Below are 22577 nucleotides of genomic sequence, written 5' to 3' on the forward strand. Positions count from 1 at the left end.
GGGGCCGGGTGGGGGCGACTGCCGGGGACCTTCGGCCCAGGGCACGGAGCGGGCACGGCGGCCCCACCCACTGAACGGCCCGCATCGGTGTGGGCCGAAGGTCCCCATGGATGGCCCCTACTGGACCTGCCGTCCGGCCCGGAGCCGCAGGAGGCTGTGAGCAGGGCGTCCGGCACGTCCGTCATCGGCTCGATCGTCGGCAGCCCCCAGGACCCGGCCGAGTGTTCCAGCCGCACGCCGCCGGCCGTTCCCGGGTGATCTACGAGACCTGGACGCTCGACTGAGTTCGTCCCTCCCCCAGCGCCTCTGGGCAGCCGCCCTCCGGAAGGAAGAGAACCGTCATGGTCCGATATGTGTACGACTTCACGGAGGGCGGCCGCGAGATGACCGACCTGCTGGGCGGCAAGGGCGCCAACCTGGCGGAGATGGTCCGGATGGGCCTGCCGGTGCCCCCTGGCTTCACCGTCACCACGCAGGCCTGTCAGGTCTATCTCGCCACCGGCGAACCCCCCGAGGATCTCGCTCACCAGGTGGCCGAACACCTCGCGGCTCTGGAGCGGGAGGCCGGCCGGCGGCTGGGGCAGGTGGACGATCCCCTGCTGCTCTCCGTCCGCTCCGGTGCACGGTTCTCCATGCCGGGCATGATGGAGACGATTCTCGACATCGGCCTCAACGATCTTTCGGTGCTCGGGCTCGCCCGGACCCCCGGCCGGGAGCGGTTCGCCTGGGACTCCTACCGCCGCCTGGTGCAGATGTTCGGCAGCACGGTGATGGGGGTCGACGGCGCACTCTTCGAGGACGCGCTCGCCCTGCTCAAGCGTGAGCGCGGAGCTGCTGACGACACTCGGCTGGACACCTGTGACCTCATCAGGCTGGTCGACGTCTTCAAGGACCTGGTCCTTGAGCACACGGGGGAGGAGTTCCCGCAGGACCCGGTCGAGCAACTGGAGCGGGCCGTCCTCGCCGTCTCCTCCTCCTGGAACGGGGAGCGGGCCAGGATCTACCGCAGGCGGGAGCACATCCCCGATGACCTCGGCACCGCGGTCAACATCCAGGCCATGGTCTTCGGCAACTACGGTTCCGACTCGGGCAGTGGTGTCGCCTTCACCCGCGACCCGGCCACCGGCTCCCCCGGCGTCTACGGGGACTACCTGCCCAATGCCCAGGGCGAGGACGTCGTCGCCGGCATCCGCAACACCGTCCCTCTTCAGGAGTTGGAGCAGCTGGACCCGGTGTCGTACAACAAGCTGCGCGGATATCTCCAGCAGCTGGAGTCGCACTACCGCGACCTGTGCGACATCGAGTTCACCATCGAACGCGGCAAGCTGTGGATGCTGCAGACCCGGGTGGGCAAGCGGTCCGCCCAGGCCGCCTTCAGCATCGCCTCGCAGCTGGCCGACGAAGCCCTCATCACACCGGCCGAGGCGCTGGGACGAGTGACCGGAGACGGGCTCGCCCGGCTGATGTTCCCCCGGTTCGACACCACGGCCGTCGGAGAGCCGATCGCCCACGGAATCCCCGCGTCCCCCGGTGCCGCGGTGGGCGCGGTGGTGTTCGACTCCGCCGAAGCGGTACGCCGTGCCGCCACCGGCGAAAAGGTGATTCTGGTACGTCAGGAGACCACCCCCGACGACCTGCCGGGCATGGTGGCCGCGCAGGCGGTCCTCACCAGCCGAGGCGGGAAGACCAGCCACGCGGCCGTGGTCGCCCGTGGCATGGGGAAGGTCTGTGTGTGCGGCGCCGATGGGCTCACCGTCGATGTGCGCGAACGGCAGTTCACCGCACAGGGCGTCATTGTGCGCGAGGGCACGCTCATCTCTGTCGACGGCTCGCTAGGAGCTGTGCATCTCGGCGCGGCTCCGCTGGTCGACTCCGCGGTCATGCGGTACTTCGAGACCGGCGGCGGGCTGCCGGGTCCGGGCGCGCAGCCGGTCGTACGCGATGTGCACCGCCTCTTGGAGCAGGCAGACACGGGACGACGGCTGGAGGTGCGGGCGAACGCCGACACACCCGAGGACGCCGCTCGCGCCCGCCGGTTCGGCGCGCAGGGCATCGGCCTGTGCCGGACCGAGCACATGTTCCTCGGCGACCGCCGCGGTCTCGTCGAAGCAATGATCCTGGCTGGCAGCGACGCCGAGCGCGAGAAGGCGCTGGCGGCCCTGCTGCCGCTTCAGCGCGAGGACTTCATCGGCATCCTCGCGGCGATGGACGGTCTCCCGGTAACCATCCGGCTGCTCGACCCACCGCTGCACGAGTTCCTCCCCGACCGCACCGAACTCGCCGTACGCGTCGCGGAGTACGAGGCACTCGGTAAACAGCCGGAGGCGCGCGACGTCACCCTGCTGGCGGCGGTCAACCGCATGCACGAGGAGAATCCGATGCTCGGCCTGCGCGGTGTCCGCCTGGGCCTGGTCGTACCGGGACTGGTCGCCATGCAGGTACGTGCCGTCGCCGAGGCCGTAGTGGAACGCAAGCGGATCGGCGGAGATCCGCGGGCGGAGATCATGGTTCCCCTCGTTGATGCGGTGGAGGAGCTGCGCCTGGTGAGGACGGAGGTCGAGCGGGTGCTGGCCGAGGTGTCCGATGCCTCCGGCATCGCGGTCGAATGCCCCATCGGCACGATGATCGAACTGCCGAGGGCGGCGCTGACGGCCGGGCGGATCGCGCAGGACGCGCAGTTCTTCTCCTTCGGCACCAATGACCTGACCCAGACCACCTGGGGCTTCTCCCGCGACGACGTCGAAGCGGCGTTCTTCTCCGCCTATCTCGACAAGGGCATCTTCCAGGTCTCCCCCTTCGAGACGATCGACCGCGAGGGTGTCGGCCGGCTGGTGAAGATGGCTGTCGCCGAAGGCCGTGCCGCCCGCCCGGACCTGAAGATCGGAGTCTGTGGCGAGCACGGCGGTGATCCCGACTCGGTGCACTTCTTCCACGACGCCGGTCTCGACTACGTCTCCTGCTCCCCCTTCCGGGTTCCGGTCGCCCGCCTGGAAGCGGGCCGGGCAGCCCTGCTGGAAGCCGCAGCGAGCGACGACAAGTGACCCTGCCTCCCCTTCGGCCGTCTTCGGTGGCCGCTCCACCGATTTCGGGCGGTGCGAGGCGGACGGGCCGTACAGAAAGAAGTCCGGGGCCATTGGCCCTCGGCCGAAGGAAGGTCGGCCCTGTCTTCCGGACTGCCCGGTCGGGAAGCTGGAGGGACAGGGCCGCGAACCACGGACCGACCGCTTGGCCCTCGCGGGCAACGACTGGAGACGAGGGACCCTCATGAAGACCCGCACAGTGGGTGAGGTGATGACCTCCGAGGTCGTCCAGGCGCACCGGGCCATCTCCTTCGTCGAAGTGGCCCGGCTGCTGGACGAGCACCGGATCAGCGGACTGCCGGTGGTGGACGGCGACGACAAGGTCGTGGGAGTGGTCTCGCAGACCGATCTGACCAGGTATCAGGCGGCTGAGGACGCCCGCGCCGGGGGCTGGGCGCCCGGCGCACCCGGAACACCGGGCATGGCCGGCCCGCCCGCAGAAGAGCTGATGTCGACGCCCGCGGTCACTGTGCACCCGGAGCAGCGCATCGCGGATGCCGCCCGTGTCATGGAGCGCCGCCGCATAGGCCGGCTTCCCGTAGTGGACGAGGAGGACCGCCTGATCGGCATCGCCACTCGGCGGGACCTGCTGCGGGTCTTCCTGCGGACGGACGAGGAGATCCGTAGGGAGGTGGCCGACGAGGCGCTGGCCCGAGCCGTGACTCTCACGCCTGGCAGCGTGAACGTCTCGGTGCGGGACGGGCTGGTGACACTGGAGGGGCGTCTGGGACACGGCAGCGACATACCGTCGGCGGTGAGGTCGGCCTGGCGGGTCGACGGAGTCGTGGGAGTGGTGAATCGTCTGATCTCCTCCGCGGAAGACGGCTCTCATCCTGCGGAAAACCCTGCCCCGCAACGGAACTGACGGGCTGCGGCTGCCCTCGCGAACCGGTGCCGGCTGAGAGCGGGCCCCGTCCAGCGTGTGGTGACGTGGGCGGGTGGTGACGTCGGCGGGTGAGGGCGCTCCGAGCGGTGGAGCAGCCTTACGGTTGCTCCACCGCTCGCGATGCCCCTCCGTGTGCGCAGGATTCGGGCGTGCGACCACCGGGGTGTGGACCACCACCCTCCTGGCGTCCCCACCCAACTCCCGCGTCATACAAGCGAGTCCAGTCGGCAGCCGGCCCGCTCGGAGTCAGTCCGCGCGCAGACCACGGGCGCGGAACTGTCCTCGCACCCGCGCCACCAGTGCGGCGTCCGGCACCGGGGTGTCACGCAGGGGAAAGGGGATCCCCAGAGCGTCGTACTTGGCGGCGCCCAGCTTGTGGAACGGCAGGACGTCCACGCGTTCGACGTTGTCCAGCCCGGCGAGGAAAGCGGCCAGACCGTCAATGGCTTCTTCGTCGTCGGTCCAGCCGGGGACAAGGACGTAACGGATCCAGACGGGGACACCGAGCCGGTTCAGACGAGTGGCGAAGGAAAGGGTCGGCGCGAGCTTCCCGCCAGTGAGCCTGCGGTAAGTGCCGACATCGAAGGACTTGATGTCGAGCAGCACCAGATCGGTGTCGGCGAGCAGGGCGTCGTCGGCGTGGGCGCCGAGGAGGCCCGAAGTGTCCAGGGCGGTGTGCAGTCCGAGTTCCTTGCAACGGCGGAATATCCCGGCGGTGAAGCGCGGCTGGAGAAGCGGTTCGCCGCCGCTGAGGGTCACTCCCCCACCAGCGGCCTCGATGAAGGAACGGTATTTGTCGATCTCCGTCATCACATCGTCGACGGAGGCCGGCCGGCCGTCCCGCATGTGCCAGGTGTCCGGATTCTGGCAGTACAGGCAGCGCAGCGGGCATCCGCTGGTGAAGAGCACAAAACAGGTGCCTGGACCGTCGACGCCGGTGGACAGGTCCCAGGAATGAATCCGGCCGGCGCAACCGCCGGAGTCGGCCGGCGGGCCGGACACTGCCCGGTCCGCCCGGTCCGCCCGGTCCGCCCGGTCCGCCCGGTCCGCCCGATCCGCCGGAATCTCGTGGAGGGCGTTCACATCGCACCGTGGAAGGTGCGGCTGATGACGTCGCGCTGTTGTTCACGGGTGAGACGTACGAAGTTGACGGCATAGCCGGACACGCGGATCGTCAAGTCCGGGTACCTGTCCGGGTGTTCCATGGCGTCCTCCAAGGTGGCCCGGTCCAACACATTGACGTTCAGGTGGAAGCCGCCGGAGGCGATGTAGGCGTCCAGCAGTCCGGCGAGGTTGGCCGCCCTTTCCGCTGCGCTGCGGCCCAGGCCGTCGGGGGTGACCGTAGACGTCAGGGAGATGCCGTCGCGGGCCTCGTCGTAGGGGATCTTCGCGACCGACAGAGCGGACGCCGCCATGCCGTGGCGGTCCCGGCCGTTCATCGGGTTGGCGCCCGGAGCGAAGGGCTGCCCGGCGCGCCGGCCGTCGGGGGTGTTGCCGGTGTGCTTGCCGTAGACCACGTTGGAGGTGATGGTCAGGACCGACTGGGTGTGCTCGGCACCCCGGTAGGTGGGGTGGCGCCGCACCTTGGCCATGAAGGAGCGGACCAGGCCGACTGCGATGTCATCGGCGCGGTCGTCGTTGTTGCCGTAGGCCGGGTAGTCGCCCTCGACCACATAGTCGACGGCCAGGCCGGTGGTGTCCCGGATTACCTTCACCCGGGCGTGCAGGACAGCCGAGAGGCTGTCGGCCGCCACCGACAGGCCGGCGATTCCGCAGGCCATGGTCCGCTCCACAGGGTGATCGTGCAGAGCCATTTCCAGGCGCTCGTAGGCATACTTGTCATGCATGAAATGGATGACGTTGAGGGCGTTCACGTATGTGTCGGCCAGCCAGTCCAGCATGTGGTCATAGGCGGTGACCAGTTCCTTGTGGTCGAGATATTCGCCGGTGAGCGGCGTCGCCGCCGGGGCGACCTGATCACCGGTCATCTCGTCCCGACCGCCGTTGATGGCGTACAGCATCGCCTTGGCCAGATTGACCCGTGCACCGAAGAACTGCATCTGCTTGCCGACCGCCATGGCCGAGACGCAGCAGGCGATGGCGGTGTCGTCGCCGGTGCGCGGGCGCATCAGGTCGTCCGACTCGTACTGGATGGAGCTGGTGTCGATGGAGACATGGGCGCAGAAGCGCTTGAAGCCCTGTGGTAGCCGGGGCGACCACAGCACCGTCAGGTTGGGTTCGGGGGCGGGCCCGAGGTTGTACAGGGTCTGCAGAAAACGGAAGGACGTGCGGGTGACCAGCGGCCTGCCGTCGGCACCGATGCCGCCGATGGACTCGGTCACCCAGGTCGGGTCGCCGGAGAACAGCTCGTCGTACTCGGGGGTGCGCAGGAACCGCACGATCCGCAGCTTGATGACGAAGTCGTCGATCAGCTCCTGGGCGCGGATCTCGTCGATGAGGCCCAGTTCCTGGTCACGGTCGAGGTAGACATCCAGGAATGTCGAGGTGCGGCCCAGTGACATGGCGGCGCCGTTCTGCTCCTTCACCGCGGCCAGGTAACCGAGGTAGAGCCACTGGACGGCCTCGTGGGCAGTGGCGGCGGGCCGGGAGACGTCGCAGCCGTACCCGGCGGCCATCTTCTTGAGCTCGTCCAGCGCCCGGATCTGTTCGGCGATCTCCTCGCGGTCACGGATCACCGGCTCGGTGGAGGCAAGGGCGTCCAGGCCGGCCTTCTCCGTCCGCTTCACCTCGATCAGGCGGTCCACCCCGTACAGCGCGACCCTGCGGTAGTCGCCGATGATCCGACCACGGCCGTAGGAATCAGGCAGGCCGGTAATGACACCCGCCTTGCGGGCCGCACGCATCTGCGGCGTGTAGGCGTCGAAGACGCCTTCGTTGTGGGTCCTGCGGTAGGTGCCGAAGACTCGGGTGACGAACGGGTCCGGCTCGTATCCGTAGGCACGCAGACCGTTTTCCACCATGCGCAGGCCGCCGTTGGGCATGATCGCGCGTTTGAGCGGGGCCTCGGTCTGCAGACCCACGATCAGTTCACGGTCACGGTCGATGAAGCCGGGGGCGTGCGAAGTGATGGTGGAGGGGGTGGCGGTGTCGACATCGAGGATTCCCTTGCGGCGCTCCTCCGGAAAGAGGGCGGTGACCTTCCCCCACACTGCCAGGGTGCGCTCGGTCGGCCCGGTGAGGAAATCCGAACCGCCCTCGTACGGGGTGTAGTTGGCCTGGATGAAGTCGCGTACGTCGATCCGCTCACGCCATCGCTGCCCGGCGAAACCGTGCCACGCCCCGGTGGGCCGGTCCATGTCGGTCTGTGCCACCACGGTCATCACTGCCTCCGTATCGTCGGCGCGGCGCCCACAGTTGGGCCCGCCCTCGCCTTCGATACTCGCCGTCGGCCACAGGGTGGCACAGGGCCATCGGGGCCCGGCGCCACGCCGTCCGGCCTCTCCCCGGCGGCTGCGCAGGGCCGATGGTCCCGACTCGGCCGGGGCCATTGGTTTGTGGTGTTACCACCACGCCGACGCGGTAGGGGCGAGCACCAGCAGTTCTGCTTCTGCCGCGTGCCGCCCGCGGGGCCGGTCGGTCCAGGCACCGGCCCATTCGGCCCTCCACCGCGGGGTGGGACAACGCGCATCGTGAGTGATGCAAACGCTCCGGGCAAGTGTGTCCGCACGGACCACTGGTCGGGGTTCCGCACCCACCACCAGGGCCGGGTCGGTCCCACAAGGACCCTCTCGGCCCCTCTGCCACCGGAGGCACGCACATGACCCTGGAAAACGCAGCCCAGCACATCGAGGAGATGGCCATCATGGCGAACCACGTGACCGTCGGCCTGGACGGCTCCGGCGAGAGCACCGCAGCCGCTCACTGGGCGGCGCGCGAGGCCGAGCTTCGGGACGCAGCCCTGGAGCTGGTCCACGCCGAGGAATGGCAGGAACACCCGCCACATCCTGTAGCGAGCGCCGAGACACTCCAGCGCCAGGCCGAGAACCTCCTGCGCGAGACGTCCGCCGAGCTACGGCGCCGGCACCCGCTCCTGAAGATCACCACCCGACGGGTGGGCGGGCAGCCCGCCCATGCCCTCGCCGCCGCGGCGAAGTCCTCGGCGATGCTCGTCATCGGCTCGCGGGGACTCGGCAGCATCGCCGGATTTCTCGTAGGCTCCGTCGCCTCGGCAACCATCGCCGCCACCGAACGGCCGGTGGTGCTCGTCCGCTCCTCCGGCAACGCGGTGGCTCCCGCCGACGGCATCCGCACCCGGGGCGCCATCGTGGCCGGTGTGGACATCCGCCGGCCCTGCGACAAGCTCCTCGGCTTCGCCTTCGAGGAGGCATCCCACCACCGGTGCGCACTCCGCGTGGTGCACAGCTGGACTCCGCCTGCGGCCCTGAGCTACGCGCCGACGCTCGTCCCCGGCGTACAGCAGGAGATGGCCCAGGAGGTCGCCCTGGCGCTGGAGGAAATGCTCAGGCCGTGGCGCGACAAGTTCCCTTCAGTGAACGTCGAGCCGCAGGCGATCATCGGTCAGGCCGCCCTTCAGTTGCTGGACGCCTCCGCCGACGCCGCTCTCGTCATCGTCGGCCGCCGTGTCCGCAGTTCGGCCTTCGGCGCCCACATCGGCCCGATCGCCCACGCGGTGCTGCATCACGCCACCGCGCCGGTCGCCGTCGTCGCCCACGACTGATCGGTTCCGCGCAGGGAGGATCGTCCCGTGCCCCAGGAAGTCGCGACGCCCGACCAGCCCGGGCGGAGCGACGGAACAGTCGTGCCGTCCCCCTCGAAGAGGACCAGGCGGACCGCCCTGGCCTGCCGGGCTGCGGAGCTGCGCCAGGACACGTCCGAACGGCGGATCCGCCATCACGACTGGGTCCCCGCCCACGGCACCGATCTGCCGAAGGTCGCGGACTGGTGCCGTCCGTACTGACCACGCGCGGAGCTGCGGCGCCGGGGCCGTCCGGGTCGGGGGGAGGTACCGATCGGCCCTCCCCGGACCGCCACCAACGTCGGACACTGGGAACGAACCCGAACGGAGGCCCCCATGAGTACCCCTTCCCCGACGCGGTTCCGCGCCGCGCTGCCCTTGGAGTACCGTGCCCGCCTGACAGCCCTGGGCCGTGAGGTCAACTTCCCCGCCGGAGCCCGTCTCTTCAACGAGGGCGGCCACGCCGACCGGTTCTGGATCATGCGGTCGGGCAGCGTCGGGATGGATTTCCACGTGCCCGGCAGACAGGCGGCGGTGATCGAGACGCTCGGTTCCGGCGAACTGGTCGGCTGGTCCTGGCTGTTCCGGCCGTATATCTGGCATTTCGGTGCCGAGGCGATGACTCCCGTACGTACCCATGAGTTCGACGCCGCGACCGTGCGGATCATGATGGACGCCGATCCCGCCTTCGGCTCCGCCATGGGGCACTGGGTCGGGCAGGTCCTCGCCCACCGGCTCGTCTCCGCCAGAATCCGGCTGCTCGACCTGTACGCCGCCCGAGGCAGCGGCAGCGGCGTATGACCCGTGCCACGCGACGGGAACAAACGAAGAGTTCGCGACGCCCTCGTCCCTGAGAACTGGCATCGACGCACCTTGGGCGGGCGACGGACCGACGCCATGGTCCTTGGACTACAACAGGCGCGCGCCAAGCGTGGCGCGCCGCGGGATACGCTCCGGAGCCGCAGTGGTCCCGGTGGGTCAAGCCGCTGGCGCACTGACGCCGGCCTACTGATTCCCACCGCGCTTTGCCCATCCTTTACCATGGGCGGACATTGATCACCCACTTCCGAAAGGTGTGAGCGTCCGTCCATGGGCGAGCCTCCCAGTAGTCGACATCGCGCGTTCCTCCCCGCCCTGCCCGATCATGGGACGGAGGTGAACCGATGACCGAAGTGCTTCTGCTCGCCGTGGCCGTGCTGCTCTCGCTCGCCTGTGGAGCCTTCGTCGCGGCGGAATTCTCGCTGACGACCATCGAGCGCGGCGACCTGGAGCGGGCCGTGGAGCGCGGCGACCGGGGCGCGGCAAGCGCCCTCAAGGCCGTACGCAGCCTCACTTTCCAGCTCTCGGGCGCCCAGCTCGGCATCACCGTCACCAACCTCCTCGTCGGCATGCTCGCCGAGCCATCCATCGGCAAGCTGATCCGCGGACCGATGGAGGGCCTCGGCCTGTCCCCCGCGACGGCCTCGACGGTGGCCCTGGTCATCGGCACGGGCCTGTCCACCATCGTCCTGATGGTGATCGGTGAGCTGGTCCCCAAGAACTGGGCGATCTCATCGCCGCTGGCCGTGGCGAAGGTTGTCGCCACCCCGCAGCGGATGTTCAGCGCGGCCTTCCGCCCGCTCATCAGCCACCTCAACAACACGGCCAACCGCATCGTGCGGCGCTTCGGCATGGAGCCCGCCGAGGAGCTGGCCTCCGCCCGCAGCCCCCAGGAGCTGGTCGCCCTGGCGCGCCACTCCGCGAAGGAGGGCGCGCTGGAGGCGGACACCGCCGAGCTGTTCGTACGTACCCTCAATCTGGCGGAGCTGACCGCGGAGAACGTGATGACCCCGCGTGTCCAGGTCACCGCCCTCGATCTGCAGGCGACCGCGGAGGACGTCGCGAACGCCACCCGCGCGACCGGCCTGTCCCGCTTCCCCGTCTACCGGGGCAACCTCGACTCGGTCGTGGGCATCGCGCACATCAAGGACGTGCTGACCGTGCCGGCGGACCGCAGGCCGACGTACGCCGTCTCGGGGCTGCTGCGCGAGCCGCTGCTGGTCCCGGAGACACTCACCGTCGACCGGCTGCTCGACCGGCTGTCGGGCAAGCACACCATGGCCGTCGTGATCGACGAGTACGGCGGCACGGCGGGCGTCGTGACGCTGGAGGACATCGTCGAGGAGGTCGTCGGCGAAGTTCGCGACGAGCACGACCCGCACGAGACGCCGGACCTCGCCCCCGCGGGCGAGGACGCCGACGGACACACCCTGTGGTCCGCCGACGGCGCGGCCAGGACCGACCAGCTGGAGCGGGTCGGACTGCGGGTGCCCGAGGGCCCCTACGAGACGCTCGCCGGCCTGCTCGCCAACGAGCTGGGACGCATCCCGGTGGTGGGCGACCACATCGAGCTGGCCGGCTGGCAACTGAACGTGGTGGACGCGACAGGCCGCCGCGCCGCGCGCGTGCTGCTGCACGCACCGCTGCCCGGTGACTCCACCAAGGACGAGGAGGCCCGGCGATGACCGCGATCCAATTGCTCATCGGCCTGCTCACGCTGGTCGTCAACGCATTCTTCGTCGGCGCGGAGTTCGCCCTGATCTCGGTGCGCCGCAGCCAGATCGAGCCGGAGGCCGAAGGGGGCAACCGGCGGGCGCGCAGCGTCCTGTGGGGCCTTGAGCACGTCTCGGCGCTGCTGGCAGCCGCGCAGCTGGGCATCACGCTGTGCACCCTGGTGCTCGGTGTGGTCGCCGAGCCCGCCATCGCGCATCTGCTGGAGCCGGTCTTCCACGCCGTGGGTGTGCCGGACGGGCTGACCCACCCGATCTCCTTCGTCATCGCGCTCGCCGCGGCGACGTATCTGCACATGCTCTTCGGCGAGATGGTGCCGAAGAACATCGCGCTGGCCGAGCCGGTACGAACCGCGCTGCTGCTCGGTCCGCCGCTGGTGGCGCTGGCCCGTGGCCTGCGCCCGGTGATCTTCACGATCAACGCCTTCGCCAACACCCTGCTGAAGCTGATGCGGGTGGAGACCAAGGACGAGGTGTCGGCGACATTCTCGGACGACGAGCTGGCGCGGCTGGTCACGGACGCGGGCCTCGCCGGTCTGCTCGACGGCCGGGCCGCCGAGCGGCTGCACGACGCCCTGGAGCTGGGCCGCCGCCCGGTGCGTGACGTGGTGATGCCGGTGGAACGGGTGGTGTTCGCCCAGGCCGGGACCACCCCCGAGGGGCTGGAGCAGTTGGCGGCCGAGTCGGGCTTCTCCCGCTTCCCCGTCCTGGAGGGGCTGCGGATCCTGGGCTACCTGCATGTGAAGGACGCCCTGGACGCCACTCCCCGCGACGTCCCGTTCCCGGTGTCCGCGCTGCGGCCGATCGCCCGGGTACGGGCGGACGCACCGCTCGACGACGTACTGACGGCGATGCGGCGCAGCCGTACCCACCTGGCGGCGGTGCTCGGCGAGGACGGCGACCCCGCGGGGCTCGTCACGATGGAGGACGTGCTGCGCGAGCTGGTGGGCCGCCCGGACCAGCAGCGGGACCAGCAGGAGGCCTAGGCCGCGGGTGTGGGGGCACGGTCCGTGGTCTCTGTGAGACCCGGGCCGTGCCCGCCGCCCACCCCGGACGCGCCGATCGCCGTGAAGACGGCGAGAAGCGTCGCGAGGCCCGCGGTCGAGACGGCGGCGAGCCAGTTGACGTCGATGAGGTTCGTCGCCCCGGCGGTGAGGACCGCGACGAGCGCCTGCGCGAAGGTGCGGAGCGCCCGCTCCCCGGTGGCCTTCCAGAATGCGGCAGTGAACATGGCTCGCTCGCTCTCTCCTCGCGGACTCCTCTACTCGGGATACCGCGATCGGGCGCAACTGGACAGACCCCGGGCGCATGTCTCGCGCGGCCGGGATACGATCGCTCCGCCATGGAGATGAATGCCAACTACACCAGTCTTGTCGCGGTCGGCGACTCGTTCACCGAGGGCATGTCGGACGCGCTGCCCGACGGCACGTACCGCGGCTGGGCCGATCTGCTCGCCGCACGGCTCGCGGCGGGTACGCCGGGCTTTCGGTACGCGAATCTCGCCGTACGCGGAAAGCTCATCGGCCAGATCGTCGAGGAACAGGTGGGCGTGGCGACCGCCATGCGGGCGGACGTCGTGACGCTGGTCGGCGGCCTCAACGACACCCTGCGGCCCAAGTGCGACATGGGCAGGGTGCGCGGACACCTGGAAGAGGCCGTGGAGCGGCTCGCGCCGTCCTGCGAGCGACTGGTGCTGATGCACAGCCCCGGGCGCGACGGCCCGGTGATGCAGCGCTTCCGGCCGCGCATGGAGGAGCTGTTCGACTTCATCGACACACTGGCGGCGAAGCACGGTGCCCTGGTCGTCGATCTGTACGGGGCGCCCGCGCTCGGCGATCCCCGGATGTGGCACGTCGACCGGCTGCACCTGACCGACGAGGGGCACCGCCGGGTCGCCGAGGCCGTGTGGCAGGTGCTGGGCCGGGCGGCCGAGGACGACTGGCGGACGCCGCTGGCCCCGGGCGCGCTGCCGGGCTGGGCGGCGCGGCGCGGCAGCGATCTGCGGTTCGCGCGCGAGCACCTGGTGCCGTGGATCGGGCGGCGGGTCACCGGGCGCTCGTCGGGCGACGGCCGGCCGGCCAAGCGGCCCGAGCTGCTGCCGTACGAGGACCCGCACACTCCGTAGCTCTCATCAGGCGCTCGTAGCAAGCCACAAACGGGACCGGGGCGTCGGCCTGCGTGAAGCGCCAGTAGAATCTCTCCACGTGACTGCTGCTCCTGCGAAGCCCCGTATCCCCAATGTCCTGGCCGGCCGCTACGCCTCCGCGCAGCTTGCCGTCCTGTGGTCCCCCGAGCAGAAGGTGAAGCTGGAGCGCCGGCTGTGGCTCGCCGTGCTCCAGGCTCAGAAGGACCTCGGCATCGAGGTGCCCGAGGGCGCCATCGCCGACTACGAGCGGGTGCTCGACCAGGTCGACCTGGCGTCGATCGCGGAGCGCGAGAAGGTCACGCGCCATGACGTGAAGGCGCGGATCGAGGAGTTCAACGCGCTCGCGGGCCATGAGCAGGTCCACAAGGGCATGACCTCCCGTGACCTCACCGAGAACGTCGAGCAGCTGCAGATCCGGCTGTCGCTTGAGCTGATGCGTGATCGCACGGTCGCCGTGCTCGCGCGGCTCGGCAGGCTCTCCGGTGAGTACGCAGAGCTGGTCATGGCCGGCCGCTCGCACAATGTCGCGGCCCAGGCGACGACCCTCGGCAAGCGTTTCGCGACGGTGGCCGACGAGCTGCTTGTGGCGTACGGACGCCTGGAGGAGCTGCTCGCCCGCTACCCGCTGCGCGGCATCAAGGGCCCGGTCGGCACCGCGCAGGACATGCTGGACCTGCTCGGCGGCGATGCTCGGAAGCTCGCCGACCTGGAGCAGCGGATCGCCGTACACCTCGGCTTCTCGCAGGCCTTCACCTCGGTGGGCCAGGTCTACCCGCGCTCGCTGGACTACGAGGTCGTCACCGCGCTGGTGCAGCTGGCGGGCGGACCGTCGTCGCTGGCGAAGACCATCCGGCTGATGGCCGGGCACGAGCTGGTGACGGAGGGCTTCAAGCCCGGCCAGGTCGGCTCGTCCGCGATGCCGCACAAGATGAACACCCGCTCCTGCGAGCGCGTGAATGGCCTGATGGTGATCCTGCGCGGCTACGCCTCGATGACGGGCGAGCTGGCGGGCGACCAGTGGAACGAGGGCGACGTGTCCTGCTCGGTGGTGCGCAGGGTCGCGCTGCCGGACGCGTTCTTCGCCTTCGACGGTCTGCTGGAGACCTTCCTGACCGTTCTCGACGAGTTCGGTGCGTTCCCCGCGGTCGTCGCCCGCGAGCTGGACCGCTACCTGCCGTTCCTGGCCACCACCAAGGTGCTGATGGCGTCGGTACGGGCCGGAGTCGGCCGCGAGGTCGCGCACGAGGCCATCAAGGAGAACGCGGTCGCATCGGCGCTGGCCATGCGCGAGCAGGCCACCGAGCGCAACGAGCTGCTCGACAAGCTGGCGGCCGACGGGCGGATCCCGCTGGACCGCGCGCAGCTGGACGAACTGATGGCGGACAAGCTGTCGTTCACCGGCGCCGCGGAGCAGCAGGTCGCCACCGTGATCTCGCGCATCGAGGAGATCACCAAGCAGCATCCCGAGGCCGCCGGGTACACCCCCGGTTCGATCCTCTGACGCGCACGGACCGGACAGGTTGATGTCGGTATGACGCCGGAAGAACTCCAGGCCGCCCGCGACCGCCTCATTCCCGATGTGGTCGCGGACGGGCTGCGGGTGCTGTTCTGCGGGATCAACCCGGGGCTGATGTCCGCCGCGACGGGCCACCACTTCGCCCGCCCCGGCAACCGCTTCTGGCCGGTGCTGCACCTCTCGGGCTTCACCCCGCGGCAGCTGAAGCCCTCGGAGCAGGGCGAGTTGACGTCATACGGCCTCGGCATCACCAATGTGGTGGCGCGGGCCAGCGCGCGGGCCGACGAGATCGGCGACGAGGAATTCCGCGAGGGCGGCCGGCTGCTGACCGCCAGGGTCGAGCTGCTGCGGCCCCGGTGGCTCGCGGTCGTGGGGATCACCGCGTACCGCACGGCCTTCGGCGAGAAGAAGGCCGCGATCGGGCCGCAGGAGCGGACGATCGGCGCGACCCGGATCTGGGCACTGCCCAACCCCAGTGGCCTCAACGCCCATTGGACCGCGCAGACCATGGCCGAGGAGTACGCCCGGCTGCGGATCACGGCAGAGGGCTGACGCCCGCGTTACGAAGTGTGCGGCGGCGGCGCCGATCTACGCATCTCCGACGGGTTCTTGCCGAACCAGCGCGCCACCGCGCGGCGCAGGGTGCGGGCGTCGCTGAAGCCGAGCAGCGCGGCGATGGTGTGCAGGGGCAGGTCCCTGGTGGTCAGCAACTCCTCGGCGCGGACCAGGCGTACGTAGTCGACGAGCGCCTCGTACGTGGTCCCGCACTCGGCGAGGCGTCTGCGCAGGGTGCGTTCGCTCATCCCCCGCGCGCGTGCCTGCTGGGTGAGCGGGGGCACCTGGGGCAGTCGGCGGGCGATGGACACCTCCAGGCCCTCCACCAGGTCCTGGCGCTCGCGGCCCACTGTGCGGGCCGAGTTGAGCAGCTCCACGACCTGCGTGAGGGTGTACGCGTCCGCGCCCGGCAGGGCGTGTTCCAGCCACGATGCGTTGAAGACGAGCCGGTCGTCGGGGGCGCCGAAGACCACCGGGCAGCGGAAGTAGCGCTCGTACTCGTCGCCGTACGGCGGACGCGCGTGGCGCAGGAGCACCGCGTGCGGGGCGAAGCCGTCGTGCAGGGCGTCCCTGATCAGGGCCACGATGCTGCTGAACGACTCTTCGAGGAGGAAGGTCTGGAGCTCGGATCCTGCGTAGCGGGCCGTTGCCAGGGTCGCGGCTCCGTCGGGCACCGGCTCCATGCGGTAGTCGAGCATGGACCCGGTGATGCCGTGGTAGCGCACGCCCAGGCGCAGGGCGTCGTACAGCATGGGGCTGGCCAGCAGCCCGAGCCCCACCAGACCCCAGGCGGTCACGCGCTGTCTGCGCCCCACCGCCAGGCCCAGGGCGGGATCGCCCAGTTCTCTCATGGCTTCGCCGATCACCCGGCTGCCCTGCCGGTAGGACACCCGCTGCTCCACTGAGCTGAGGGCCGCGACGCTGAGTCCGGCCCGCTGGAGGGGCCGGGCCGAGGTCGTGACCCCGTTCGGCGGCTACGAGCGTGAGGTAGCGCAGCAGGTGCGGTGTGATCGTCGCCGATCCGAACCGCGGGTCGTCGTGCTGACCGACTGACGGCTGTGGACGCAACGGAATGCGCGGCACCTTGGACGTCACCTCCGGGCCGCCACTTTATGTACCCGGGCAGCGGCCGGACAGTGCGCGTGGCCGCTGAAGTCCCGTTACTGGCCGGTTGGGTCCTCTCCACCGCGCCCCTGGCGCCGTACCGTCGACACACCCGCCCCAGGTGTGGTGCAGGTCATCAACACGCAGGTGCTCAACATGCAGGTCACCCCCACGCAGTTCATCAACACGAGGGAGAAGGCATGAGGTTCGCCGGTACGAAGAGCAGAGCGCTCTCCCTGTCGCTCGCCGGAGTGCTCGCCGCGCTGTCCACCGCAGCCGTGGCCGCGCCCGGCACCGAACCAACCGCCGCCGCCGCGTCGGCGGCCGAGGCCACGACGTATCTGGTCGGCCGTGGCATCTCCGACGTCACCGGGAAGGCCGCCGAAGTCGGCATGATGGGCTATTCGAGCTTCGACCAGAAGGCGACCGGGATCCATCAGCGCCAGCGCTCCCGTGCGTTCGTGGTGGCCGACCGGGACAGCGGCAGCCGCGTCGCGTACGTCAACGCCGACCTCGGCATGATCTTCCAGTCCGTGCAGCAGGGCGTGATCGGCAAGCTCAAGCAGCGGTACGGGGCGCTCTACAGCGAGCAGAACGTGCTGCTTTCCGCCACTCATACGCACGCGGGCTCGGGCGGCCACTCCCACCATCTCGCGTACAACCTGGCCTCTCTCGGCTTCCAGAAGGCCACGTACAACGCGATCGTCGACGGCATCGTCGAGTCGGTCGTCGAGGCCCACGAGGATCTCAAGCCGGGCACCATCACGCTCGGCAGCGGCGAGCTGACCAATGCGAGCGTCAACCGGTCCAAGGTGGCGTTCGACAAGAACCCGGCGAGCGACAAGGCCGCCTTCCCCGGCGCCATCGACCCGGCGATGACCGTGCTGCGGTTCCGCCAGGGCTCCGAAGAGATCGGCGCGATCAACTGGTTCGCGACCCACAACACCTCGCTGACGAACAAGAACACGCTGCTCAGCCCGGACAACAAGGGCTACGCGTCGTACGAGTGGGAGCACGGCGCGAAAGGGGTGCACTATCTGGACGGCAAGAAGGGCTTTGTCGCGGCGTTCCCCAACACCAACGCCAGTGACATGTCGCCGAACCTCAATCTGAAGCCCGGCTCGGGGCCGACCGAGGACGAGTTCGAGAACACCAGGATCATCGGCGACCGCCAGTTCAAGAAGGCCCAGGAGATCTACAACGCGCCGGGCACCCCGGTGAGCGGCAGCGTGGACTCCCGGATGCGGTTCGTGAATATGGAGGAGGTCACCGTCGCGGGGAAGTACACCCCCGACGGCAAGGAGCACCGCACCTGCCCGGCAATGGTCGGTGCGTCCACGCTGGCCGGCAGTGTGGAGGACGGGCCCGCCATCCCCGGGTTCACCGAGGGTATGAACAGTCCCGTGGCGAAGCTCCTGGAGCCGTTCCACATCGATCCGCCCGAGTGGCTGGTCGGCTGCCAGTACCCGAAGGCCAATCTGGTGCCGACCGGCCTGATCTCCGAGGCGGTGCCCGCCACCCCGAAGATCCTGCCCGTGCAGATCGTCAAGATCGGCCAGTTCTACCTGGTGGCCGGGCCCGGCGAGTTCACCATCGTCTCCGGTCTGCGCATTCGCCGTACGGTCGCCGCCGAGCTCGGTGTGCCGATCGGGAACGTCCTGATGCAGGGCTACGCCAACGCGTACAGCCAGTATGTGACGACGCCCGAGGAGTACGACCAGCAGCAGTACGAGGGCGGCTCGACGCTCTACGGCAGGCACACCCTCCCCGCGTACCAGCAGGAGTTCGGCGCGCTCGCCGCCTCCCTGAAGGCCGGTACGGCGATCGGCCGGGGCCCGACGCCGCCCGACCAGTCGGGCCGTCAGGTCTCCTTGCAGACCGGCGTGGTGATGGACAATCCCCCGGCCGGCAAGTCGTTCGGCGACGTACTGACCGAGCCTGCGCCGTCCTACGCGCCGAATGCCACCGCCACGGTGGAGTTCGTGACGGGGCATCCGAAGAACAACCTGCGCCGGGGCGGCACGTTCCTTGAGGTGCAGCGGCTGGTGGACGGCCAGTGGGTGCGCCAGCAGGACGACGGTGACTGGGACACCAAGTACCGGTGGGTCCGGATCAACGGGGTGACGGGCACCTCGAAGGCGGTCATCACCTGGAAGGTCGCCGCGGGGACCCCGGCGGGCACCTACCGGATCGTCCATCACGGGGACTCCAAGACCTTCCTCGGCAAGATCAGTCCGTTCACCGGGACCAGCAGGACCTTCACGGTGAGCTGACCCGGGGACCGACCGGGCGACCAACCGGGCGACCAACCCGGCACGACCCGTTCGGACTTCACCTGGTACGACGCCGGCCCAGCCCCCGTCAGCGTCGTACCAGGTGGATCGCCGTGCTCGCCCAGTCGCCCGGTGGCAGTCCGAGCGGCAGCCCGTGGTCCGTCAGTACCGTCGCGTGGTGGACCGTGCCGCTTCCCGCGTCGCGGTACACGGCGCCCGGCTCAAGACCGGCGAGGCGCACCGGCAGCCGGGGCCGCCCGCCGTGCGGGGCCCGCTGCCAGGCGAGCACCAGGGTCTCGCTGCGGTCTTCGGCGGTGTACTGCACGACGGTGGGGCCGTCGTCGACGGGACCGCGGAGCCGGTGCTGGACACCGTGCTGGACGAGGTGGCGGACCTGCTTGTACGTCGCCACGAACCCGGCCGCCTCGGCGAGTTCGTCGTCGGACCAGCGGGTGAGGTCGCCGCCGATGGCCAGGACGCCGGCCATGGCCACATGGAAGCGGAAGCGCAGCGGGACCGAGCGGGCGGTGAGCTGGTTGGGGACGTCGGTGACCCAGGCGGCCATGGTGCGCGCCGGGTAGAGCTGGCTGTAGCCGTGCTGGATGCCGATGCGGTCCGCCGCGTCCGTGTTGTCGGAGGTCCATACCTGGTCGGTGCGCGCGAGGATACCGAGGTCGACGCGTCCGCCGCCGCCGCTGCACGCCTCGATGCGCAGGTGGGGGTGGTCGGCGCGGAGCCGGTCGATGACATCGTACAGATGGTGCACATAGGTGGTCCACAGCCGGTCGTCGCCGTCCGGGTGTGCGGGGTGGCCCGCTTCGCTGAAGGGCCGGTTCATGTCCCACTTCAGGAAGTCGATCCCGTGGTCGGCGACCAGTGCGCTGAGCCACTTGTACGCCCACTCGGCGACGTCGCCGCGGGCGAAGTTCAGCACGAGCTGGTTGCGCATCTCGGTGCGGGTGCGGTGCGGGAAGTGCAGCACCCAGTCGGGGTGTGCCCGGTAGAGGTCGCTGTCGGCGTTGACCATCTCGGGTTCGACCCACAGGCCGAAGCGCATGCCGAGCCGGTGGACCTCGTCGATGAGCGGTGACAGGCCCTGGGGGAAGCGCTCGGGGGACGGGGTCCAGTCACCGAGGCCGGCCCGGTCGTCGCGGCGGGCGCCGAACCAGCCGTCGTCCATCACATACAGCTCGGTGCCGAGCGCGGCGGCCTTGGCGGCGAGCGCCATCTGCCCCTGTTCGTCGACGTCGAAGCCGGTGGCTTCCCAGGAGTTGTAGAGGACGGGGCGGATCTCCCGGGGGTGCGGCAGGACGTGGTCGAGGGTGTACGCGTGCCAGGCGCGGCTCGCGGCTGCGAAACCGCCCTCGGAGCAGAGGCCCGCGAAGCACGGGGTGGTGTGGGTCTCGCCGGGCGCCAGGAGCAGCGTCGTGGAGTCGTGGCCCGCGCCGCCGGTGAAGCCCGCGCGGCCGTCGGGGGTGCGCTGCGCGGTGATGCGCCAGCTGCCGCTCCAGGCCAGTGCGGCGCTCCACACCTGGCCGTGTTCCTCGGTGGCGTTCCCGTCGTCCAGCATCACCCAGGGGTTGGCGTGGTGGCTGGTGATACCTCGCCTGCTGGTGAGTACGGTCTCGCCGAACGGCAGTGTCTCGCGCCGCAGTTGGGACTCGGCGGACCACTGTCCTGTGACATGGCTGAGCCGGTAGTCGTCGCGGGGCGGCACGGTCCAGGCCGCGGAGTCGCCGCGCAGCAGGGTGATCGCCTCGGCGCCGGTGTTGCGCAGCGACGTCCAGCGTTCGATCACATCGGTGTCGGCGTGCACGCGGTAGTGCAGGGTGATGTCCAGCGGGTAGTGCCGGTCGTGGAAGCTCAGGTCCAACTGGGCCGCGCCGTCCGGGGTTTCGGTGATGTGGTGTCCGGCCGGGGCCCATTCGAGTGCGCGGGTGCCGTCGGCGAACCGGACCTGGAGGGACGGCACGCCGTAGCGGGCGCCGCCGTCGACGGGCAGTTCCTCACCGACGGGCGGGCGCCCCTCGAAGCTGCTGCTGCCCTCCGTGTCGCGCGGCCGTGCGGCGACTTCCCGCGCCTCCGCGAGGCTCAGCCGTCCACCCCAGGCCACATGGCAGGGCGCTCCACTGTCGTCGACGCGCAGCGCGTACGACGTGCGTGGCGTATCGAGCAGCCACAGGCCCGCATCCGGATCGTAGGAGATCTGGGGCATGGGGATCCTCACGTTCGGCTGACAACTCTGTGACGGCAGGTAGCCAACCCAGCCTTTGATCAGCTGTCAAGTCCCCTGCCGTGAAAGTGTTTCCCGGCTTGCAACCTAGATCAGCAAGGCTTTCCAAAGGGTTCTGCTTTTTTTATTGACAGAGGAAATTAAGTCCCCTACGTTTCCGGCCATGTCATCGACCCACCAGGTGGAAGTGCTCCCGGCAGCCACGCCCGCCGCTTCCATGGTGTTCACCACCGTCCTCTCCCAGGGCCCGCTCTCCCGGGTCGAGCTGGCCCGCCGGACCGGTCTTTCCTCCGCCGCCGTCACCAAGGCGGTACGCCCCCTGATGGACGCGGGCTACTTCGTCGAAGCCGTCGAGGACAGCGCACCGCCCGCTGTGGGCCGGCCGGCGAACCCGGTCCGGGTCGACGGCGGTCGGGCCCTGTTCATCGGTATCAAGGTGACCGCGGACGAGGTGATCGCGGTCCTGGCGGACCTGTGCTGCAAGATCCGGGTGGCCCGCCATGTGCCGCTGACCGTCCGCGACCCCACTGCGGTGATCGCCACCATCGCGGGGCTGGCCGACGAACTGCTCGTGGAGGCGCAGGGGTACGGCGTACGGGTGCACGGTCTGGCCGTCGCCGTGTCCGGCGACGTGGACCGGGCCGCCGGGGTCGTCCGGTACTCGCCGTTCCTCAACTGGCGCGACATCGCGCTGGCGGAACTGGTCTCGGCCGCGACCGGGCTGCCCACCACCGTCGACAACGACGTCCGGGCGCTGACGGTGGCCGAGCAGTGGTTCGGCGCGGGCGTCGGACGTTCGGACTTCGCGCTGGTCACCGTGGGCGCGGGCATCGGCTGCGGTCTTGTTGTGCACGGCCGCGTGGTGGCCGGGGCGCACGGCGTGGCCGGCGAGATCGGCCATCTGTCCATCGACCCCGAGGGGCCGCTGTGCCACTGCGGCAACCGCGGCTGCGTCGAGGCGATCGCCTCCGACTCGGCGATCGTCCGGCGGATCCGGGAGGCGACCGGGCAGCCGGTGGCCGGCCCTGCGCAGGCTCTGGAGCTCGCCCGGGGCGGGAACCCCGAGGCCCGCGAGGCCTACGCACGGGCCGGTGAGGCCATCGGCCGGGGCATCGGGGCCGTGGTCAACCTGCTCGGCCCCGAGCGCGTGATCATCTCCGGCGAAGGGCTTGCGGCGTACGACCTGTTCGCCGAACAGATCCGGGACGCGTTCACTTCGACCGCCTTCAGCACAGCCGTGCAGTGCGACCTGATCACGCGTCCGCTGCCGTTCGAGGAGTGGGCGCGCGGGGCCGCGGCCACCGCGATACAGACCTTCATCGGGTCCGACACCTTTTAGGAGCAGCGATGACGCAGCAGAGCCGCATATCCGTGCCCGGCGGATCCTAGGTCGCCGGGTGGACCGTGACCTACTCCACCAATATCCACGGCGGACTCGGCTGGTGGTGGCACCCGACCGGCAACGCCTGGCTGTGCAACTCGCTGTGGGAGCACTACGAATACACCCAGGATCGACCG

At 70.0% G+C, this 22577-nt stretch carries 17 protein-coding genes and 2 pseudogenes; 14 read left to right on the forward strand and 5 right to left on the reverse strand.

Annotated elements, in window-relative coordinates:
• Positions 1-341 precede the first annotated feature (341 nt).
• Complete coding sequence (gene ppdK / locus ABCR94_RS27580) at positions 342-3041, forward strand: pyruvate, phosphate dikinase (RefSeq protein ID WP_347122764.1); 2700 nt, start codon at positions 342-344, stop codon at positions 3039-3041.
• A gap of 223 nt (positions 3042-3264) precedes the next feature.
• Entirely contained in the window at positions 3265-3945 is a 681-nt protein-coding gene (locus ABCR94_RS27585; RefSeq protein WP_347122766.1) for a CBS domain-containing protein, read from the forward strand.
• A 267-nt stretch (positions 3946-4212) separates the two neighbouring features.
• Here the strand turns inward: ABCR94_RS27585 and pflA are convergent, their stop codons facing one another.
• Positions 4213-4968, reverse strand: a complete 756-nt coding sequence (gene pflA / locus ABCR94_RS27590) for a pyruvate formate-lyase-activating protein (protein ID WP_347123107.1) — start codon at positions 4966-4968, stop codon at positions 4213-4215.
• A 77-nt stretch (positions 4969-5045) separates the two neighbouring features.
• The gene (gene pflB, locus ABCR94_RS27595; protein WP_347122768.1) at positions 5046-7307 is read right to left on the reverse strand and encodes a formate C-acetyltransferase; all 2262 of its coding nucleotides are present in this window, start codon (positions 7305-7307) and stop codon (positions 5046-5048) included.
• Positions 7308-7744: 437 nt separating this feature from the next.
• Between pflB and ABCR94_RS27600 the strand changes: the two genes are divergently transcribed.
• From ABCR94_RS27600 to ABCR94_RS27625, 6 genes and pseudogenes are all read left to right on the forward strand, one after another.
• Positions 7745-8665: a universal stress protein gene (locus ABCR94_RS27600; RefSeq protein WP_347122770.1), complete on the forward strand. Its 921-nt coding sequence runs from the start codon at positions 7745-7747 to the stop codon at positions 8663-8665.
• A 27-nt stretch (positions 8666-8692) separates the two neighbouring features.
• Positions 8693-8905, forward strand: a complete 213-nt coding sequence (locus ABCR94_RS27605; protein WP_347122772.1) for a hypothetical protein — start codon at positions 8693-8695, stop codon at positions 8903-8905.
• 114 nt (positions 8906-9019) lie between these two features.
• On the forward strand, positions 9020-9484 hold the full coding sequence (locus ABCR94_RS27610) for a Crp/Fnr family transcriptional regulator (protein WP_347122774.1): 465 nt from the start codon (positions 9020-9022) through the stop codon (positions 9482-9484).
• A 72-nt stretch (positions 9485-9556) separates the two neighbouring features.
• Positions 9557-9681 (forward strand): annotated as a pseudogene (locus tag ABCR94_RS27615) (GNAT family N-acetyltransferase); the annotation flags it as partial.
• A gap of 165 nt (positions 9682-9846) precedes the next feature.
• Complete coding sequence (locus ABCR94_RS27620; RefSeq protein ID WP_347122776.1) at positions 9847-11187, forward strand: hemolysin family protein; 1341 nt, start codon at positions 9847-9849, stop codon at positions 11185-11187.
• Positions 11184-12218, forward strand: coding sequence for a hemolysin family protein (locus ABCR94_RS27625; RefSeq protein WP_347122778.1), 1035 nt, complete (start codon positions 11184-11186; stop codon positions 12216-12218). Before ABCR94_RS27620 ends, ABCR94_RS27625 begins: the two co-directional genes overlap by 4 nt.
• Here the strand turns inward: ABCR94_RS27625 and ABCR94_RS27630 are convergent.
• Positions 12215-12463 carry a holin gene (locus ABCR94_RS27630; RefSeq protein WP_347122779.1) on the reverse strand — a complete coding sequence of 83 codons (249 nt, stop codon included), beginning with the start codon at positions 12461-12463 and terminating at the stop codon, positions 12215-12217. The two genes, ABCR94_RS27625 and ABCR94_RS27630, sit on opposite strands and share 4 nt — an antisense overlap.
• A gap of 111 nt (positions 12464-12574) precedes the next feature.
• Between ABCR94_RS27630 and ABCR94_RS27635 the strand changes: the two genes are divergently transcribed.
• The 3 genes from ABCR94_RS27635 to mug all read left to right on the forward strand — a co-directional run bounded on the left by ABCR94_RS27635 (position 12575) and on the right by mug (position 15446).
• The gene (locus ABCR94_RS27635; protein WP_347122780.1) at positions 12575-13357 is read left to right on the forward strand and encodes an SGNH/GDSL hydrolase family protein; all 783 of its coding nucleotides are present in this window, start codon (positions 12575-12577) and stop codon (positions 13355-13357) included.
• Positions 13358-13436: 79 nt separating this feature from the next.
• Complete coding sequence (gene purB, locus ABCR94_RS27640) at positions 13437-14879, forward strand: adenylosuccinate lyase (protein WP_347122781.1); 1443 nt, start codon at positions 13437-13439, stop codon at positions 14877-14879.
• 30 nt (positions 14880-14909) lie between these two features.
• Complete coding sequence (gene mug, locus ABCR94_RS27645) at positions 14910-15446, forward strand: G/U mismatch-specific DNA glycosylase (protein WP_347122783.1); 537 nt, start codon at positions 14910-14912, stop codon at positions 15444-15446.
• Between the two features lie 8 nt (positions 15447-15454).
• Here mug and ABCR94_RS27650 read toward each other — a convergent pair whose 3' ends face one another.
• Positions 15455-16339, reverse strand: coding sequence for an AraC family transcriptional regulator (locus ABCR94_RS27650; RefSeq protein ID WP_347122785.1), 885 nt, complete (start codon positions 16337-16339; stop codon positions 15455-15457).
• Between the two features lie 414 nt (positions 16340-16753).
• Between ABCR94_RS27650 and ABCR94_RS27655 the strand changes: the two genes are divergently transcribed.
• On the forward strand, positions 16754-18826 hold the full coding sequence (locus ABCR94_RS27655) for a neutral/alkaline ceramidase (protein WP_347122787.1): 2073 nt from the start codon (positions 16754-16756) through the stop codon (positions 18824-18826).
• A gap of 88 nt (positions 18827-18914) precedes the next feature.
• On the opposite strand, the gene ABCR94_RS27660 is transcribed toward ABCR94_RS27655, so the two are convergent.
• Complete coding sequence (locus tag ABCR94_RS27660; RefSeq protein WP_347122789.1) at positions 18915-21041, reverse strand: alpha-galactosidase; 2127 nt, start codon at positions 21039-21041, stop codon at positions 18915-18917.
• A 181-nt stretch (positions 21042-21222) separates the two neighbouring features.
• Here ABCR94_RS27660 and ABCR94_RS27665 point away from each other — a divergent pair, with 181 nt between their 5' ends.
• Positions 21223-22398, forward strand: a complete 1176-nt coding sequence (locus ABCR94_RS27665; RefSeq protein WP_347122790.1) for an ROK family transcriptional regulator — start codon at positions 21223-21225, stop codon at positions 22396-22398.
• Positions 22399-22448: 50 nt separating this feature from the next.
• A pseudogene (locus ABCR94_RS39215) lies at positions 22449-22574 on the forward strand (glycosyl hydrolase family 95 catalytic domain-containing protein); the annotation flags it as partial.
• Positions 22575-22577 lie beyond the last annotated feature (3 nt).

The sequence above is a fragment of the Streptomyces changchenzhani genome (assembly GCF_039766235.1).
Taxonomy (GTDB): domain Bacteria; phylum Actinomycetota; class Actinomycetes; order Streptomycetales; family Streptomycetaceae; genus Streptomyces.